Origin of the sequence: Niabella agricola, assembly GCF_021538615.1 — a bacterium.
In the GTDB taxonomy this organism is placed as follows: domain Bacteria; phylum Bacteroidota; class Bacteroidia; order Chitinophagales; family Chitinophagaceae; genus Niabella; species Niabella agricola.
In genome coordinates this window covers 2,966,831-2,984,514 of sequence record NZ_JAJHIZ010000003.1, presented here as the reverse complement: position 1 = coordinate 2,984,514, position 17,684 = coordinate 2,966,831, and the positions used below count along the sequence as shown (strand labels likewise).

Here is a 17,684-nt window from a genome sequence, read left to right as displayed (position 1 = left end):
TTTATAATACCTTATTGTTTGATAAATGGTTGCACAATAGCGATCACCTGGTCGTAAGTCAGCGGTTCATCAAAGCTTTCAGATGCTGCACTGGCGCTTACAAAGCCGGTGAGATCAATGCCCGCCTGGGTAGTAAGCTCCTCCCCGTTATAGCTCTTCTGTACTGCGTCATCAGTGATTCCTCCCGGGTTCTTCCCGGTGATCCAGGGTTTGATGGTGGCATCGTTGGTGCGCGCACGCCGCATCTGGCGTATATGTGATGCGTGCCGGGCCTCCACTGAATGGATATTCAGTGCCGCCGTGAGTACGGTATTATTGCTCATGAGTACACCTGCCTGTCCCTTGTAGGCGCGCACCCCTGTATCTTCAAAGGTTTGGGCCACCGCCAGCAATACATCATAGTTCGTAAATACCGTTGCAAAATGTCCGCCCGCGGTAAAATCAAAGGTGGGTTTAGACACCGGTGTTGCACCCAGTTGCTTGATCACTGCTGTTAAAAAAGCTACGTGTTGGTTCTCATGGTCGCGGATGGTGGTCAATGCGCTTGTGGGTGCTCCGGCCGGTATGATCCCCGAAGCCACGGCCTTGGTATAGAATTCTGCTTCCAGGTATTCCAGGGTAAGGGCATACTGTAACACGCCGGTTATATCTGCGGGAGCAGACTGGCTGTAAGCCTTATTCAAAAGTCCACCCAGGGCCAGTGGCACCGCTGCCAGCGCAAGCCTTCCCCCGATGCCGGCAAAATTGCGGATCGCCTTCCGGCGGGAGTCTATCCGGCCGTAGATATCCGGATCTATCTTTTCCATGTTGCTGAATAGTTGATACAGGTTCATACGATTTTGTTTTAAAAAATGAACGATCAGGATTTAGGTAAATTGCCTCCCCATAGTTTGGAGGTAAGGAACGACTGTGCGATCATTAATACATCGGCCGGCGCCTTTGCCTGGTCCATACCACTGGCGTCGATAATGGTATTGTCTGCAAATGAACCGTTGCTGATAAGATCGCGGATATAGGCTGCGTGACGGGCTTCAACGGAAACGATCTTTCCTGCCAATAATAAATAATTTTTATCGGCAATGAGTGCTCCGGCGCCATTATAGGCCGACACGCCCAGGTCTTCAAATGCTTTTGCAGTTGCCAGCACGGAATCCCTTTTACTAAAATCGATGCCGGAGAAATTTACATTTAGCGCAGGAATGGCGGCTGTACCAAGCGCTTTTTTAAAGAACTCACGGTGCGCCACCTCGTGATCCCGGATATCTGTAAGTAGCGCCGTTTCAGCGGCCGTAATTCCGGAATACGGCGATTGAGCAACCTTTGTATAAAAAGCCGCTTCCAGCTGTTCCAATGCATAGGCATAGTTGAGGATGCCGGTATCTCCTTTTCCAAGATCAATGCTGCCCGGAGGTACTGTGCTACCCATACCATCATCGTCCTTGTTGCAGGAAACAATAGCGGCAAGACTCAAACTGCCGATACCCAGTGCGGAAAGGAATTTCTTCCTGCTCACGGTTTTGTTATATGCCGCTTCTTCTCCTGGAAGTGCCGGCTGTAAACGGATAGAATCATTTTTCATATCTGTATATTTTAGATGTTGTGTGGAACGGTTGAATACAGATATATACGCATACTTTTAGCAACCGGATTGCGCAATACAACAATTTTTTTCCGGTTGCTGAATGGACGAGAACGGGTACCATAAAAAAAGAGCCGTATTGCTACAGCTCCTTTTCTGAATATATGTTACTTGAATATAACGTTCATAGATACGTACCCGGAAAGCATTTGGTTTTATACTGCCACAATTTTATCCGGGAACCTTTCCCATTGCCTGTAGCTGGTCAAGGGACGGGGTGGGATTGCCGCCCGCTTTTTCCAATGTAATGGCAAAGGCCTGTGCATTGTCAACAGGTTTTAGCAAACAGAAGGTGGCACAATCACCGATAACGCCGGCATCTACCGGTGTTCCGTTTACCAGGGCCCAAAGCTGGTATTGCTTATCGCGGGGAGGCACGGGCAGGCCCTTTATCATCAGGTGCACTTCTTTATTGGTCTTATTCCATATCACCACGGCTTTAGTAGAGGCCGTTTCTTTAATACCGGTTAATGCTATTTTCAATGAGGCCGGATCGGAAAAAAGCTGCAAGCCGGTATTCAGCTCTTCTGCCTTTGTGCGGAGTGTGCCATTCTGTGTATACAGCTGGCTGCGCTCCATTGCAAGATCTTTGTTTTCCCGTTCCAGTATTTTAACCCGTTGGTAGGCGTAAATATTGTACCCCACGCTGGCAATGATCAGTACCGCTGCAGCCGCTGCCAGCGGTTTTGAAAACCGAATTACTTTTTTGTTGCCAGCCGTATCAGCGGCAATGGCTGGTTGCTGACCGAAAGGTAGCTTTTTAAACAGTTGTTCTTTAACTCCGCCGTCCACAGGTACTGCATTTTTCCGGGCGGCCACTTCAAGTTCCTGTTCAAAGTCAAGAATTGCGGCATTCAACTCAGGATATAGAGCACGCATGCGCTCCAGCGTAGCCCGCTCTTCCGGATCCGCGAGGCCCAGCACGTAGCTTTCGACAATACCACTCTTTATGTATTCCTGAATATCCACTTTTTATTTAATAAATTTTCTTAGCTCAATCAACGCCGCCCGCAGCCTTGTTTTTACCGTACCAACCGGCATACCGGTTTCGGTGGCAATATCTCCATGGCTCATACCTTCAAAATACGCCAATTCAATCACCTGGCGGTGCTCCTCCCGGAGGTTTTTTACCGCATTTCTTAAGCCGATGGTGTCCATATTCCATCCGGATGTAGCGGGAATGGTATGTGCCTCCCTTGAAAGCTCCCTGTTCTGCTGTATATTTTTCCAATTCCGGCTGCGCAGCATGTCAATTGCGGTATTCCGCGCCACAGCAGAAAGCCACGTAAACAGGCGGCCTTTGGAAGCATCATATGCCTGAACCTGGTTCCATATTTTCACAAAACATTCCTGCAATACGTCCAGAGCATGCTGCTCGTCTGGCACAAAGCTACAGATGATCCCGTTCAATGAAGCGGCATAATGATCGTACAGGTAACCGAACGCTTCGGCATCCCGTTTTTTTAAAAGCATCACCAGCTCATCCTCACGGTATGTTTGTTCCTTATTCAAGTATTACAGGCATCAGAAATACAATATACGGAATAAACAGAAGGCCGGATTTCCGATTTTGAAAAAAAAGTGGTTTTTTCAGGCAGGTGGTAATCCTGCGGGCACCATGGTTAACCAAAAACCTGCGCAGGAAGATTTTGGTGAACGTGTAAAATGAAGCACATTAAAACGGCGGCAGAGGCGTGTTATTTTTTTCATATATAAAAACTTGTGAGCCCAAACAGCTGTTCTTCATTCTTTAATTTTACATTTTTTATTCGTTATTTTACATTTCCGGGATACGGGGGAGAAAATATAGCATAAGAACTATTAAATACAGAACGAACAAGTGAAGCACTTTCGATAAGAAAGAAGATTTCAGGCAGTAACAGGAACATTTACTTCTAAATTTAATATTTTGCATCAGACATTTTACCCCCGAAGGACAAGCCATCCTAGCTCAGTTGGTAGAGCAGCTGTTTCGTAAATAGCAGGTCGTGGGTTCGAGCCCCATGGTTGGCTCATAAAAACAGGAACCGTCCAAGGCCATCATCTGTTCATTTAAAATTCCTTGACGGGAACAACTCGCCCTGTACTGCTTTTTGCCCGATATCTTTTTTCTTTCCGGAGGGATCGGTTTCGCCCATATAGGAGGTTACGGGTAGCCGGAGGTCTTCCGTGCCCGGCGCGGCCATGTCCTGCAGGAGAACATTCATGTTGTAACAATGGCGCACCACCACATGGATCACTTCGCCTTCTTTCTGTATTTTTCCCGAAACCATCAGCAGTTTCGATTGTAAGATCTCCCGCCGGTATCTTTCAAATACTTTATGAAACACCACCAGGTTGGCAATGCCGGTTTCATCCTCAATCGTAATAAAGCAAACCCCGGTTGCGGTTTGTGGCCGCTGGCGCACCAGTACCAGGCCGGCGACCCGGACAAAAGTGCCATCCGGCCATTGTTCCAACATATGGGCAGGTGCAATATTCCGTTGCTGAAGCCGGGGGCGCGCAAAACTTACGGGATGCGCTTTCAGCGACAGGGAGGTACTGTTATAATCCTGGAGCACATGAGCCGCGGCACTCAGCAGCGGTAATTGAACCTCAGGTTCGGTAGTGCTTTCCGAGGGCTGCCCTTCAAACACACCGGAGGGTTTATCGGCCAGCGCTGCCACTTCCCAAAGCGCCTGCCGGCGGTCCAGCCCCAGGGAACGGAACGCGTCCGCATCAGCAAGATATTCCAGTGCTGTTTGGGAGATCCCTGCGTCCGATAACTGTACAATATTGCGGTAAGGTTGTTTTCTTTTTTCGATCAAGACCTGGATTTCTTCTTCCTTTAATCCCTTTACCTGCCGGAAGCCCAGGCGAACCGGGCAATACGCCCCGTTTTTTTCTTCAAGGATATTGTCCCAGCAGGAATGGTTTACATCGGCCGGCAATACTTCCACGCCGTGTTTACGGGCATCGATCACGATTTGTGCCGGACGGTAAAACCCCATGGGCTGACTGTTAAGCAACGCACAGCAAAACACATCGGGGTAATGGTACTTGATCCAGGAGGAAATGTACACCAGCAGGGCAAAACTGGCAGCATGGCTTTCCGGAAAACCATAGCTTCCAAATCCTTCCAGTTGTTTAAATACCCGCTCGGAAAACCCTCTTTCATATCCCTTTGCCACCATACCCTCCACCAGTTTGGTCCGCCATTTTGTTACCTGTCCCGGAGCCTTAAACGTGGCCATACTGCGGCGCAACCCATCTGCTTCAGCAGGTGTAAAATCTGCCGCAACAATGGCGATCTCCATGGCCTGTTCCTGGAAAAGGGGTACTCCTTTTGTACGTTTCAGTATTCTTCTTAGTTCTTCGGAAGGATACGTTTCTTCCTCCTCTCCATTGCGCCGGCGCAGATAGGGGTGCACCATATCGCCCTGTATGGGGCCCGGCCGTACAATGGCTACTTCAATCACCAGGTCATAAAAATTTTGAGGCCGCAACCTGGGCAGCATCGACATCTGGGCCCGGCTTTCGATCTGGAATACCCCGATGGTATCGGCCCGGCTGATCATTTCATACACTTCTTTTTCGCGCTGTGGCACCGTAGCCAGCGTCAATGCGCGTCCATGGTGGTTTTTGATCAGGTCAAATCCTTTGCGAATGCAGGTAAGCATGCCCAGGGCCAGCACATCCACTTTTAAAAATCCCAGGGCCTCTATGTCTTCCTTATTCCATTCGATACAGGTACGGTCTTCCATCCGTGCATTCAGGATCGGGCAGAGATCGGATAATTTATTCTGTGTGATCACAAAACCTCCGGTGTGCTGTCCCAGCTGCCGGGGAAAGCCGATATATTGCCGGGTAAGTTCCAGTGTTTTTAACAAATGCGGATCATGGGCCATAAACCCCCCGCTGGATCGTCCTTTTCCTTCAGCCCACGTCTGCGTAAACTCATATTCCGATTTCGCCAGGTGATCTACCGCGTCAGCCGATAATCCCATCACCTTCGCCACATCCCGTACGGCGCCCTTCCAGTGCACCTGTGTTACCGTAGCCACAATACCGGCCCGGTCGCGGCCATATTTCTCATAAATATATTGCATTACCTCCTCACGCCGCTCATGTTCAAAATCCACATCAATATCGGGTGGTTCATCCCGGTCATCCGACATAAACCGGGCAAAAAGTAATTTAATTTCCATTGGGTTCACCGAGGTAATACCCAAACAATAACAAACCACAGAATTGGCTGCAGAGCCCCGGCCCTGGCATAAAATTTCCCTGCTGCGTGCAAAGCGCACCAGATCATAAACAGTCAGGAAATAGGACGCATAGTTCCTGCGTTCGATAAATGCCAGTTCTTCTTTAATATTTTTTTCTACCGTACACAGTTCTGCTTCCGTAAACTTTTCCTCCGCACCTTTCCATGCCAGGAATTCCAGCTCCTGCTGCGGCGTACGCCCTTCTGTGGTAAGCTCCTCCGGATATACGTAGTTCAGCATATTCAGCGAGAACCGGCAGGCTTCCGCAATTTCCTGTGTACGGGCAATGGCATCCGGGTACAAACGGAACAGGCGCAGCATTTCCTTCTCTTCTTTTAAATGCCGTTCTGCATTCTGACAAAGCCGGTAGCCTACATTTTGTATGGTACATTTTTCACGGATACAGGTCAGTACGTCCTGCAATTCCCGTCTTGCTGCTTCGTGATAGTGCACATCATTAGTGGCCACCATGGGAACATTACATGCTTCTGCCAGTTGTGCCAGCCGGAACAGCATCTTCGCATCATTACCCTGGTAGGTACACACCGCTCCCAGGTACAACTGCTGGCCCAGCTCCCTTTTGTACTCCTTTACTGCATCCTTAAACGCCTGGTCCAGGTCAAAGGCTGCATTTAATTCCGGCGGAGGTACCACAATAAACTTCATACCCCTGGCATACCGGTATATATCGGCTTTATACAAGATACATTTTCCCTTTTCAGTACGCAGATTTCCTTCGGTTAATAAGGTCGATAGCCGGCTGTAGGCTTCTTTGCCGGTTGGATAAGCCAGCAAACCCGGACCATCCGCCAGATCCAGGCGGCAGGCAGGTATGATTCGGAGGGAAGTGTTTTTTGCCGCAACATAAGCACGTACAACCCCGGCCAGGGTATTTCGGTCCGTTATGGCAAGCGCCGTGTATCCCAACCGGATGGCTTCCTGCACCAGTTCCTCGGGGTGTGATCCGCCCTGCAAAAATGTAAAATTGGTGGTTACCTGTAATTCTGTGTAGCGCATGGGCACTTTCTTTATGCAAAAAATCCGTGCAGAAACCATTGTGGCTTTTCTGCGCCGTAATGGCCCGACCGGAACAGCCAGTATCGCGCGCCTTCTGCATCTTCTACCACATAATAATCGCGTACCTGGTTCTGTTCCAGCCACCACTCCTGTTCAATGCGTTCCGGGCCGTCGGCTTTTGCTATGTTATGAACCTTTCCGCGATACCGGAAAAGCATGGGTGGATAATCCGGTACCGGAGCCGCCACAGTTACCGGTTCCGGCCTGGGCAGCAGGTAAACGGGCCGCGGCCGGTCGCTACGCCAGGAAGTTTCGGCTTTCTCAAACAACCCGCCCGGCGTAACGGAACGTTCGGGCCAGTAATGCTCGGCCGGCAGGTAGCGTTTTATAGCGGTATCTCCCATCCGGCCGGCAATCCGGTCCAGCAAGCCCGCCAGTTCCGTACCGGTATCGCCCCCTCCCAACGTGCTCCAGATAGCTTCCTGCCGCCCCGAAAGCGCTTCCACTGCCGGGGCTTCCAGCGTAAATACCTCTATGCCCATACCCGGAGCGATCATCGTGATCTTCGGTTCAAACAACTTCAGCAGATGAACAGCATTGCGTACCGGCCGGTTGGTTCCAATAAAAATTTGTTGCACCCCGCCATCCACCAGATCAATCTTAAAAACAGCAGAACGCAATCCGCGACCGGCTCTCTGAAGACGATCACAAAGCCGCTGCAGCAATGTTTCCAGGGCTATATCAATGGCAACCCGTGTATGTACCGGCTCTGTGCAATGCAGCTGCTCCCGGAAAACGGCCGCCGGCTGCAAGGGTTCCGGCACTTCCGGTAAATGCCCCAACGCCTGCCCGATACGGGTTAGCAACTCCGGTCCGAAGCGCCTACGCAGTACCGTTGCAGGCAGATTAATAAAACTTCCGATATGGGAAAACCCCAGCTTCTGCAGCCGTTCCAATACAGGCAATTCCAGACGTAAAGCAGCAGGCGGTAAAGATCTCAGCGCTGCGTCCTGTTGTCCCGGAGCTACAATGGAATGCGCTGATTCAAAACGGGCAATGGCCCAGGCACCACCCACCGTATCCGCAATGCCACTTCCCGTCTGGAATCCCGAGGCTTTTAATTTACGGAGAATGTTATCCAGGTAAGACTGCTCTCCGCCCCAAAGATGCGGGCAACCGCTGATATCCAGCAATATGCCATCCGGGAGATCCACTGCAACCACCGGTGTAAACCGAAGACACCATTCTGCCAACCGGGTCAGTAACTTTTCTTCTGCTCCGGGCTTGTAATGAAACAACTTCAACTCCGGAAGCAGGGCCTTTGCATCGGCCACCACCATTCCCTGTACGATCCCTTTTTTTATTGCCGGCAGACTGGCTGCTTTTACCATCAGCCGGCCCCGTTGTGGTATAGCAATAATAAAAGGTGTATCCTTCAGTTCCGGCCGGAGACGCAATGCCCTGTCGGCAAGAAGGGCCGGAAACCATATTGATAAATACCGGTGCATGTTATCCTGCTTTTTTTATAATCACTTCCTGCCGGATCTTTTTTTCCGGCAGCACGTAAAAACCCTGTGGGGTCCATTGCACCTTCCATGTACCCGGGCGGCCATTGCGGATTTTGCACAGTTCCACGTTCCAGCATGGAAAGCCTACACCCGGCAGGCCCTCCGGAGGAGCGCTGGCCACAGGTTTGATCCGCCAGCGGGAAACACATGCCAGGTTTCCTGCAACCCGGCCGGTGCGGTGGTGAATAAACCCGGTTACCCGACTTTTTTCCACTGCCAGCTGCAACCGGCGGGATGCCGTAAAACCCAGCTCCTGCACTTCTCCTACTACTGCAGCAAGGGTTTCGCATTTAAGCCCTTCTTCAATAGCCCAGAGCGCCATCTTAGGATCCGGAGCTTCCACAAAAAGGACCTGGTCTGGCGTAATGCCAAAAATGCTTAAGGCGGGAGGAAAAATGTTCCGGTGCCTGCTCACCCAAAGGCAGGAACGGCTGCGCATAAGTGTACCCAGTATGCCGGCGATAAAACCAGTGGTAGCAGCCGCATCTTCCGGACAGCTGCTCATCAATTCATGTACAGCTCCTACGGGGAATGCGTGATGTGGAAACGACTGGTTAATAATACCCAGCCCTGTATCCTGCAACTCCGCATCCAGTGGCGCCCGCAGGCCCTGGAGTAACAGCAGTTCTTCCTGCAGCTGCTGAAAAATGTGGGTATGAAACAGCGCCTGTGCCATATAAACGGGCTGCTGGCAGCCACTGCTAAGGTACAATTATTTACTAATATATTTAGTAAATAATTGCTAAATTTTTTGCCTGCCGGTAAAAACCTCTTGTGGGGTAACAAATAAGGGCTGGTGGTGATATACTGGTAACAACAAACTTAAAAACAATGAAAAAAACGCTTACACTTTGCATGTTCCTGGTTTGTGCCCAGGCCAGCTTTGCCCAGATAAACAGCTCCCGGGTCGCTATAAGCTCCGGCATGCCATCGCGGCTTTCAATGAATGTTACTGTTGCCCGGCAGCAACGGTCTATGCAGGCCGATTCAACTGCGCATAATCCTCTATATGAAGGAGCCGGCTCCCCCGGACAAAACCCGATGTTTGAGAACAGGTTTCAACCGGCAAATCCTGACCCCGGACCCATGCTAAAGAGGAAGGACTCTATGCCAGCAGAAAAACCCTATAACGGATTAAGGGATGTGGTAAAAACGCAGGTATAGCATGCCTGCGACCGCAGGTGCTTTACTGCTGTTGCAGGATGGTTTTCCGGTGCTGTCGTCCCCAGCGAATCATTTCCTGTATAATCGATCCGAAAGTACGGCAGTAGGTGGTAGGTTCATATTCCACCAGCACCGGGGTATCGGCATAAACGGTTCTTTTCACCAGGTTATTCATTTCCATTTCCTTGAGCTCCTTTGACAGCATCCGGGTGGTGATGCCGGGGATACTGCGTTCAATTTCCCGGAAACGCCGGTGGCCATTGCAAAGCGCATTGATTACCGGTATCCGCCACTTTCCTCCGATAAAATAAAGTGTGTCCTGTAATGCTCTTAATTCTTCTGCCTGGTTACGCATAAATGATATGTGTTATCTGGTATACTCTATGATACTGATTACAAAAGTATACCATTTACGCGATAGCTTTGCTGAAAATTACACTTACATGTTACAGCACAAAAAAGCACTCATAACAGGAGGCAACAGTGGCATCGGGTATGCCACAGCAAAAGAATTGATTGCCCTGGGAGCAACCGTGATGATTACCGGGCGGCGCAAAACGGCTGTTGAACAGGCATCCGTCGAAACAGGCGCCCTTCCGTTCGTGGCCGATCAGGCAAACTTAGATGATACGGACCGGCTGTACCAGGCGGTGGAACAACAACTTGGTAAACTGGATATTCTGTTCATCAATGCAGGCATCACCGGAATGCGTGCGCCGATCGAATCGGTAACAGAAGCCAGCTTTGACCAGGTAATGAATATTAATTTCAAAGGTGCCTATTTCACACTGAGCCGGTTTATTCCTTTGCTGAACGACGGGGCCTCCGTAGTGATCCTGTCTTCAATTGTAGCCGCCATGCACCAACCGCTGAGCTCGGTATACCAGGCCAGCAAAGCGGCGCTGAACTCCATTGCCCGAACTGCGGCCGCGGAGCTGGCACCCCGGAAGATCCGGGTGAATATGATCAGTCCCGGACCCACCAGAACCGAGGTCCTGAGTAAATCCGGCGAAGATCCGCAAACGGTACAAACCATGTTTAACCAGCTGGCAGCTACCATTCCATTGAAACGAACCGGTACTCCTGAAGAAGTGGCAAAGCTTGTTGCCTATCTATGTGGCACACCGGCCGCGTTTATCACCGGATCAGAATTTATTATAGATGGTGGTATGACCCTGTAGTAACAGGGTCTGGCCGCCGACCACTGTTACAGCAGTATCCGCTGTTCCGCCGGAACTGTTGCAATATGCGGCATCCGGCCGGCGCGGTACCGGTGGTACAGCTCCGGGATCGCATCCGCACTGTCGGCAATAAAGGGACCGTGCGCCACAATCTTTTCATGTAACGGCGCACCCGCATAAAGCACCAGTCGCGCATCCTCTCCCTTGGCGGTAACTTTTAACGTACTTGGTCCGTCCTTTTCAAACAGGTCCAGCCATCCTACCTGCTCCTTGCGAAGGAGTGCTGCATCTGCACCGGCGGTAATAGCGCCCTTCAGCATATATACAAATGTGTTGTATGAAGCAGGAAGATCCAGCAGGGCTGTTGTACCTGCTTCCAGCGCAATATCGGCAACGATCAGTGGTACATAATGGCGTACCGGTGCGGTCAGTCCGTTCAGCGAACCGCTGTACAATCTGATCCGTACGCCATTTTTATCCAGTACCGGTACGTGTGCCAGCGGCAGGTCTTGAACCCTGGGTAGGGCATTCCTGTTTTTGCCGGGAAGATTCATCCAGAGCTGCAGCAGCCTTAACCGCATGGGCCGGTCGATGGTTTCAGTATGCACCACACCACTGCCGGCCGTCATCAGCTGAAAATCACCGGGCTGCATTTTATAGGTTTCATCACCAATTTCACCCTCCAGGAGCAGCGATACCGTTTCAAAGCCGGCATGCGGATGCGGGCCGCCCGCAGGTTGAAAATCTTTCTTATCCAGTACATCATCCATCAGCATGATAAAGGGATCGGAGGCGGTAAAATTGGTCCCAACCAGTTGCCGGGCCATATGCCCGGCACCCAGGAAACCCGGACGGGCGTCCGGACTTTCAATCCTTATGAGCCTTCTTTCCATACGCTTAACGATTTCTTTATGCAGGAGTGCCCACCGCCTGTTTTACCAGTTCCAGTTCACTCTGAATCTTCACTTCTTCACCCAATGCAATACCACCGGTTTCCAGTACAGAGTTGAAATTAATACCCCACAGGCTGCGTTCAATTTTCCCTGTTACGAAAAAACCCGCCCGCTCATTGCCCCAGGGATCTTTTGTTGTACCATTGTATTCTACCTTTAGCTGTACGGGGTGGGTAATACCTTTTAAGGTGAGATTGCCCTCCAAATCAAAGGTATCGGAGTCTTTACGTGTAATGCCGGTGGATACAAACTCCAGCTCGGGGTATTTTTCCGCTTCAAAAAAATCTGCATTACGAAGATGCGCATCCCGCTGCTCATTATTCGTCGATACGGAATCCATACGGGCAGTAAGTTTTACCTGAGCCTTGCTAAAATCGTCGTCAGGTGCAGCTACTTCTGCCTGAAAATCCCGGAAAGAACCGGTTACGTTGCTGATCATTAAATGCCGGATTTTAAAACCTAATTCACTGTGTGTACTGTCTGATAACCATTTTGTTTGTGTCATAACATATTTTTTGTTTAAGAGCACAAAGTTATTTCAACATACTTTCAAAAAGTAAGCACTTAACTAAAGGTAAGCACTATACAAGACGTAAGTGGGTATCTTTGCAGTTCTAAAACAACAGATCATGGCGAAATCAAATCGTTGCGATGTTCTCCTGTCTGCAGAAGCATGCAAGGCCAACTTAATGGCTGTAGGAGATGCGCTGTATGCCATCGGTGGCAAATGGAAACTCCGGATTATTGTAGCTTTAAAAACCGGCAGCAAGCGTTTTAATGAACTGCAGCGGTCTATTGAAGGCATTTCTGCCAAAGCGCTTGCAGCGGAACTGAAAGACCTCGAATTGAACGGGTTTGTGCATCGCCGGGTATTTACCGGCACGCCCGTAATTGTTAGTTATGCGCTGACTGAATACGCCGGCACACTGGGCGATGTACTGGATGCGCTTTCAGCCTGGGGCATGATGCACCGGGAGACCATTAAGAAAGGTATGCGCAAAAAATAAGGCAACCATCCGGGCCACGGCCCCACCGGGCAATCTTATGAAAAATGTATCCGCTGACACAGCACGCGGGTTTTTAGCTGCCACCCTTCTTCAATTAACAGACCGGTCATTCTTTTATTGATTAGTCCGGCCTTTTTTGCTGCGGCATAACCTCTGAACCCGTTGTATGCGGGACAACCAGAGCAGGCCTCAACCGGTCATTTCTCCATCTGATTAAATTAGAGCCTGCATTTGTTAAACCAAATTACGTATTGGTCAATTACCGGTACCGATCACCCCGGTGGTCCGCTACTTTTGATTCGTAAATATTCAGCAACCCTCAACACAAAAAAAATGAAAACAACAAACGCAAGAAGAGCATGGAAGTTCATGCTTTATGCAGCCCTCGGTCTGGCCATCAGCGCCGGTATGATTTCTTGTCACAAAACAGATCTGCCCATTAAAATGCCCGGCATGGTTTTTAAAACCGAGCTTTTTAAAAAGAACCTGCAGGAACAACTGGCCGGCGCCCGGGGCTACCAGTTTCTCGTAATGCAACACGGGAAGGTAGCCGAAAAAGCAGCGTACGGCCTCGGAAGCACGCCCGCTGCCGGCGATATGCAGGCCAACGTGGATGCCTATGTGAATATTGCAAGCATTACCAAAACACTTACGGCAATTACCACCATCAAACTTCTTGAAAAACGGCATCTGGGCATTCACACAAAAATAGGGATGTGGCTTCCTAAATCCTGGGCCCAGCATGAAGACATCAAAAACCTCACGTTTAAAGACCTGCTTACGCATAGCTCGGGCATACGCGGAAGCAATACCAGTTGGGACACGCTTAAAAAGGTTGTAAGCAGCCCGATAACCGCACCGCAAAAACCGGCTAGCTATTCCAATATTAACTTTGCCCTTTTCCGTGCAATGCTGCCCAAGATCAATAACCCCGTAGCATTCGGAAACCAGGAACTGGCGCTTTCCGAGCAAGACTTCGACTCCTGGATGAGCAAAGAATACATTGCCCTGGTGCAGGAATACGTTTTTGACAAAGCAGGCCTCGGCATCCGTAATTGCAAACCCGTTGAAGGCAATACCCTCCAGATGCTGAATGAAGCACCCGCGCGGCTGGAAGGCCTTTCACACGTTGACTGGACGGAGTTTTGCGGCGGTGGCGGATTTGTATTGACCACAACCGACCTGGCACGTATCATTACCTTCCTGGCGCATACGGAAGCACTGCTTTCAAAGCAGCAAAAGCAGATGATGGACAGCGAACGCCTGGGATGGAATGGGGTGTTTGCCGTAACCGGCGGTATAGCCTATGGACACGGAGGCGCTCTGTATGCAGACCGGAATGGCGTGGATGGCCCCCAGAACGGCGACCTTGGTTTACAAACCCTTATTATCAAAATGCCGGCAGGTGTGGAACTGGCGCTAAGCGTTAATTCGGTTGGTGACGGCTGGCGCAATATGTATACCATCGCAAAAGACGCCTATAATGCCTCCTGGGTTGAAGAATAATAAAACAACATCGGTGGAACAACCTACTTTATGAAAATACATCCCGTTTAAAAATTGCACATTGCGCCAGCCTCCAGGTTGGCGCAATTTCTTTCAGGCCTTATCCAGCGCGGCTTTACTCACCAACCGTTCAAACAACCCGGGTACCTTTTCCGGATGGCGGCTATTTTACTGGCAGATGTGTTCAGCATCCGATATCCTTTTATGAATAATCCCCCTTTCCGGGGGATCTGTTTTTATTTAAACGGAGTTACTTTTGGATATGAAATAGAATTTGATAGCGGCAACGCTCGCAGCGCCCTATCCGCTTAAAAAATACAACCGAAAATTTTCTCATGTAGATTTTGTTATCTGCAACGCAGGTGGTTTTCACTACCTGCCCTTTTTGTGGTATAAATATATCTAAAAATTAACAATTAAGTACGGGCTTTGTGGTTTATATTTATAAGGAATGGGCTCAAATGATAAAACTGCAGCAGCGCATCTGTTTCATTCTTTTCTTTTGCCTTGTTTTTCAAATAACACGAGCGCAACGGCTTCCCATTGAAAATTTTAATGTGGACAAGGGGTTGAGCCAGTCGCAGGTTACCAGTATTACGCAGGACGTACGGCATTATTTATGGATCGGCACCATTGCCGGGCTAAACCGCTTTGACGGAGCCCGTTTTAAAACCTTTACCAAAAAGGACGGCATCCTTTCCAATGTGATTATGGCGTTGTATAGTGCTTCCAACGGTGATGTATGGATCAGTACCACCAAAGGTTTATCTCGGTACGACGGATACCGGTTCGGGAACCTTAAAATGCCGGTGCCAAAAACGAGCCATGATTTCAGCGTCATTACAGAAGATGCCAGCGGGAATATTTATGCATATGATTTTTGGAACGGTCTGTTTGTCGTAAAAGGTAACACCATCACAAAAGTACCGTTGCCCCCGGGCGCAAAAAGCCCTACCTGCTCATACCGTGATCAGAAAAAAAAACTTTGGGTATATTTTTACCAGCAGGGTTTCTATGAACTGTTAAACGGAACCTGGACAAAAAAGATCGAACTACCCGGTTTAATGCCCCGGGAGTTTGTACGGTCAATGACGGAAAGCAACGGAATTTACTATGCCATTACCAATAAAGGCACGTTGTTAAAGATACAAGGCGAACATATCATACAGCGCAAACAATACAATGGTTCTTTCAAATCCATCAACATAGACGAAGAACATAACCTTTGGATTGCGGCAGCACATGGCGCTTTACTGATCGATAGCGGTACGTTGTTAGTAAAGGAGGTGCTGAATGCCCAAAACGGGCTTTCGGATAATATGGTCAATATTATTTTTAAAGACAATAACGGTAATTGCTGGTTTGGCACCGATGGCGATGGCCTGTTTAAATATTCTGGCGGCCCGTTCATAAGATATGACAAAAACAACGGTCTTATTGGCAATGTAGTAATGGGCTTTGCAAAAGATAAAAACGGGCAGCTGTTTACCGGTACCCGGGAGGGGGCCCTGCTAAAATACAATGCCGCGAAAAAAACCTTCCAGCCGATCGATCCGCTACAGAAAGCGATCCGCGGTGTGAACTGCCTGGGGTCGGATCCCGGGGGAAATATTTATGTAGGCACCATGGAAAACCGGCTGTTAAAGATCAGTAACGGTCGTGTTTCCGAAATCCTGCTGGAAAAGGATTACCGGCCCGGCATTTTTACGATTAAGTCCTATGGCAATAAGGTATGTGTACATACGACTATGGGTAGCTACTGGGTGGAGGGGACCCGGGTGCAAAAAATCGTTGGAGCTATCGGAGCGGTAAATTCCATTGCGCTCGGCAACAATGAAATATTAGCGGGCGGCAGCAAAGGTTGCTTTATTTTTGCTTCTACGGGTGCAGCAAGGCCTTTGCGTATTCCGGAATTAGAAGATGTAAATATTGCCTGCTTTGAGCAGGTAGGTAACTATATTGTTATCGGAAGTTTTGACGAAGGCCTTTTCTTTTGGGACCAGGCTCATAACAGGGTGCGCGTCTTCAACCGGGAGAGCGGCCTTGCAGATAATAATGTTTTTGCGATCATGAAAGATTCCGGGGGGAATTTATGGGTGGGCACCAGTTCGGGGGTGCAGCAACTGCAACTGGATACTGCAACAGGTCATATCCGCATACGGTTGTTTAACATCGCCGATGGCTATGAGCCTTCAGAAACCAACCTCAACGCAATGATTGAGGGCGATGATCATTCTATATGGATCGGCACCACAAAAGGTGTGTATATCTATAACCCTGTTGCCGACCGGAAAAGAACGGTTGGCATACCCGTTACTGTAATCGAATCGGTGGATTACCCGGGATGCAGCAATACTAAAAAAGAGGACCTTTCGGTATGGGAACATTTACCAAAGTACCCTAAAATAGCTTTTGCCAACAACAGCATCTCGTTTAATTTTAAAGGCATTTATCTGCGGGATCCGGCTTCGCTTCTGTATACCTATAAACTGGAAGGTTATGATACTGCGTTTTCGCGGCCGCAGCGCGAAACCTCCCTGAATTACATGGGCCTTCCGCCGGGGCGATATGTTTTTAAGGTACGTGCCGTAACTCATGAAGGTGTTGTCTCCGCTAATACTGTTGCGTATCCATTTACGATCATTACTCCCTATTACAAAACCACCTGGTTCATGGGCCTGCTGGTATTGAGCCTGGTTGGCATCGGCTGGGCAACACAACTCATTTATACCAATCAGCAACGGAAGCGCCGCAAAGAAATCCGTAAAATCCAGGAGCAGGAGCAACAAAAGATACGGGAACAAACGGCGGCCGATTTCCATGACGAACTGGGGAATAAATTAACCAGGATATCCATACTTGCTGATGTACTGCAGCATAAAACCGATCCGGCAGACGAAGAAAAAAACAAGATCATCCGGCAGATAAAATCGAATGCCCTCGGGCTTTACACCGGCACCAGGGAAATCATCTGGTCGCTCTCCAAAGAAAGTAATAACCTCAACGAAGTACTTCTGACCATCCGGCAGACAGGCATGGAACTTTTTAGCGACACTGCCGTTCAGTTTGTGTTTACCGGCCTTCCGGATACCGATGCCGCCATAAAAATCCCCCCGGGTTATAACCGTCATATTATAATGATATTTAAAGAGCTGCTGAGTAACAGTATGCGACATGCCGGGGCCACCCGGGTCATGATCGTATGCCGGAAGCTGGATCCGGACAAAATCGGCATTTACTTTACAGATAACGGCATCGGGTTTAATAAAGATCAGACCAGGGGACACGGGTTAAACAATATTCAGCAAAGAGCTGAAAAGATCGGGGGCCACATGCAGCTCCGGTCTGCCAGGCACGAAGGAACCAGCTGCAGTTTAATTTTTAGTTTAAAACAATAAAAGA

General features: G+C 49.3%; 15 protein-coding genes and 1 tRNA gene. 6 read left to right on the top strand and 10 right to left on the bottom strand.

Features of this window, described 5'->3' with window-relative positions; all coding sequences use genetic code 11:
• Positions 1-11: 11 nt before the first annotated feature.
• The 4 genes from LL912_RS17915 to LL912_RS17900 all read right to left on the bottom strand — a co-directional run bounded on the left by LL912_RS17915 (position 12) and on the right by LL912_RS17900 (position 3,151).
• Positions 12-833, bottom strand: a complete 822-nt coding sequence (locus tag LL912_RS17915) for a ferritin-like domain-containing protein (RefSeq protein ID WP_235554975.1) — start codon at positions 831-833, stop codon at positions 12-14.
• Between the two features lie 26 nt (positions 834-859).
• Entirely contained in the window at positions 860-1,579 is a 720-nt protein-coding gene (locus LL912_RS17910; protein ID WP_235554974.1) for a ferritin-like domain-containing protein, read from the bottom strand.
• 231 nt (positions 1,580-1,810) lie between these two features.
• On the bottom strand, positions 1,811-2,608 hold the full coding sequence (locus LL912_RS17905) for an anti-sigma factor (RefSeq protein WP_235554973.1): 798 nt from the start codon (positions 2,606-2,608) through the stop codon (positions 1,811-1,813).
• A 3-nt stretch (positions 2,609-2,611) separates the two neighbouring features.
• A complete protein-coding gene (locus LL912_RS17900; RefSeq protein WP_235554972.1) occupies positions 2,612-3,151 on the bottom strand; it encodes an RNA polymerase sigma factor in 540 nt (179 codons plus the stop codon).
• Between the two features lie 428 nt (positions 3,152-3,579).
• Here LL912_RS17900 and LL912_RS17895 point away from each other — a divergent pair.
• Positions 3,580-3,652: transfer RNA gene (locus tag LL912_RS17895), tRNA-Thr, on the top strand.
• 35 nt (positions 3,653-3,687) lie between these two features.
• On the opposite strand, the gene LL912_RS17890 is transcribed toward LL912_RS17895, so the two are convergent.
• From LL912_RS17890 to LL912_RS17880, 3 genes are read right to left on the bottom strand one after another with little or no spacing between them, the layout of a single operon-like run.
• Complete coding sequence (locus tag LL912_RS17890; RefSeq protein WP_235554971.1) at positions 3,688-6,903, bottom strand: error-prone DNA polymerase; 3,216 nt, start codon at positions 6,901-6,903, stop codon at positions 3,688-3,690.
• Between the two features lie 11 nt (positions 6,904-6,914).
• The gene (locus LL912_RS17885; protein WP_235554970.1) at positions 6,915-8,411 is read right to left on the bottom strand and encodes a Y-family DNA polymerase; all 1,497 of its coding nucleotides are present in this window, start codon (positions 8,409-8,411) and stop codon (positions 6,915-6,917) included.
• Between the two features lies 1 nt (position 8,412).
• Positions 8,413-9,183 (bottom strand): ImuA family protein, encoded by a 771-nt coding sequence (locus LL912_RS17880; RefSeq protein ID WP_235554969.1) that lies wholly within the window; start codon positions 9,181-9,183, stop codon positions 8,413-8,415.
• Between the two features lie 119 nt (positions 9,184-9,302).
• Here LL912_RS17880 and LL912_RS17875 point away from each other — a divergent pair, with 119 nt between their 5' ends.
• Positions 9,303-9,635 carry a hypothetical protein gene (locus tag LL912_RS17875; RefSeq protein ID WP_235554968.1) on the top strand — a complete coding sequence of 111 codons (333 nt, stop codon included), beginning with the start codon at positions 9,303-9,305 and terminating at the stop codon, positions 9,633-9,635.
• A 22-nt stretch (positions 9,636-9,657) separates the two neighbouring features.
• On the opposite strand, the gene LL912_RS17870 is transcribed toward LL912_RS17875, so the two are convergent.
• A complete protein-coding gene (locus LL912_RS17870; protein ID WP_235554967.1) occupies positions 9,658-9,990 on the bottom strand; it encodes a winged helix-turn-helix transcriptional regulator in 333 nt (110 codons plus the stop codon).
• 88 nt (positions 9,991-10,078) lie between these two features.
• Between LL912_RS17870 and LL912_RS17865 the strand changes: the two genes are divergently transcribed.
• Positions 10,079-10,816, top strand: coding sequence for an SDR family oxidoreductase (locus LL912_RS17865; RefSeq protein ID WP_235554966.1), 738 nt, complete (start codon positions 10,079-10,081; stop codon positions 10,814-10,816).
• Between the two features lie 26 nt (positions 10,817-10,842).
• Here LL912_RS17865 and LL912_RS17860 read toward each other — a convergent pair whose 3' ends face one another.
• Positions 10,843-11,709 (bottom strand): pirin family protein, encoded by an 867-nt coding sequence (locus LL912_RS17860; RefSeq protein WP_235554965.1) that lies wholly within the window; start codon positions 11,707-11,709, stop codon positions 10,843-10,845.
• Positions 11,710-11,725: 16 nt separating this feature from the next.
• Complete coding sequence (locus LL912_RS17855) at positions 11,726-12,274, bottom strand: YceI family protein (protein WP_235554964.1); 549 nt, start codon at positions 12,272-12,274, stop codon at positions 11,726-11,728.
• A 124-nt stretch (positions 12,275-12,398) separates the two neighbouring features.
• Between LL912_RS17855 and LL912_RS17850 the strand changes: the two genes are divergently transcribed.
• From LL912_RS17850 to LL912_RS17840, 3 genes are all read left to right on the top strand, one after another.
• Complete coding sequence (locus LL912_RS17850; RefSeq protein WP_235554963.1) at positions 12,399-12,776, top strand: winged helix-turn-helix transcriptional regulator; 378 nt, start codon at positions 12,399-12,401, stop codon at positions 12,774-12,776.
• 333 nt (positions 12,777-13,109) lie between these two features.
• The gene (locus LL912_RS17845) at positions 13,110-14,282 is read left to right on the top strand and encodes a serine hydrolase domain-containing protein (RefSeq protein WP_235554962.1); all 1,173 of its coding nucleotides are present in this window, start codon (positions 13,110-13,112) and stop codon (positions 14,280-14,282) included.
• A 557-nt stretch (positions 14,283-14,839) separates the two neighbouring features.
• Positions 14,840-17,680 carry a ligand-binding sensor domain-containing protein gene (locus LL912_RS17840; RefSeq protein WP_235554961.1) on the top strand — a complete coding sequence of 947 codons (2,841 nt, stop codon included), beginning with the start codon at positions 14,840-14,842 and terminating at the stop codon, positions 17,678-17,680.
• Positions 17,681-17,684 lie beyond the last annotated feature (4 nt).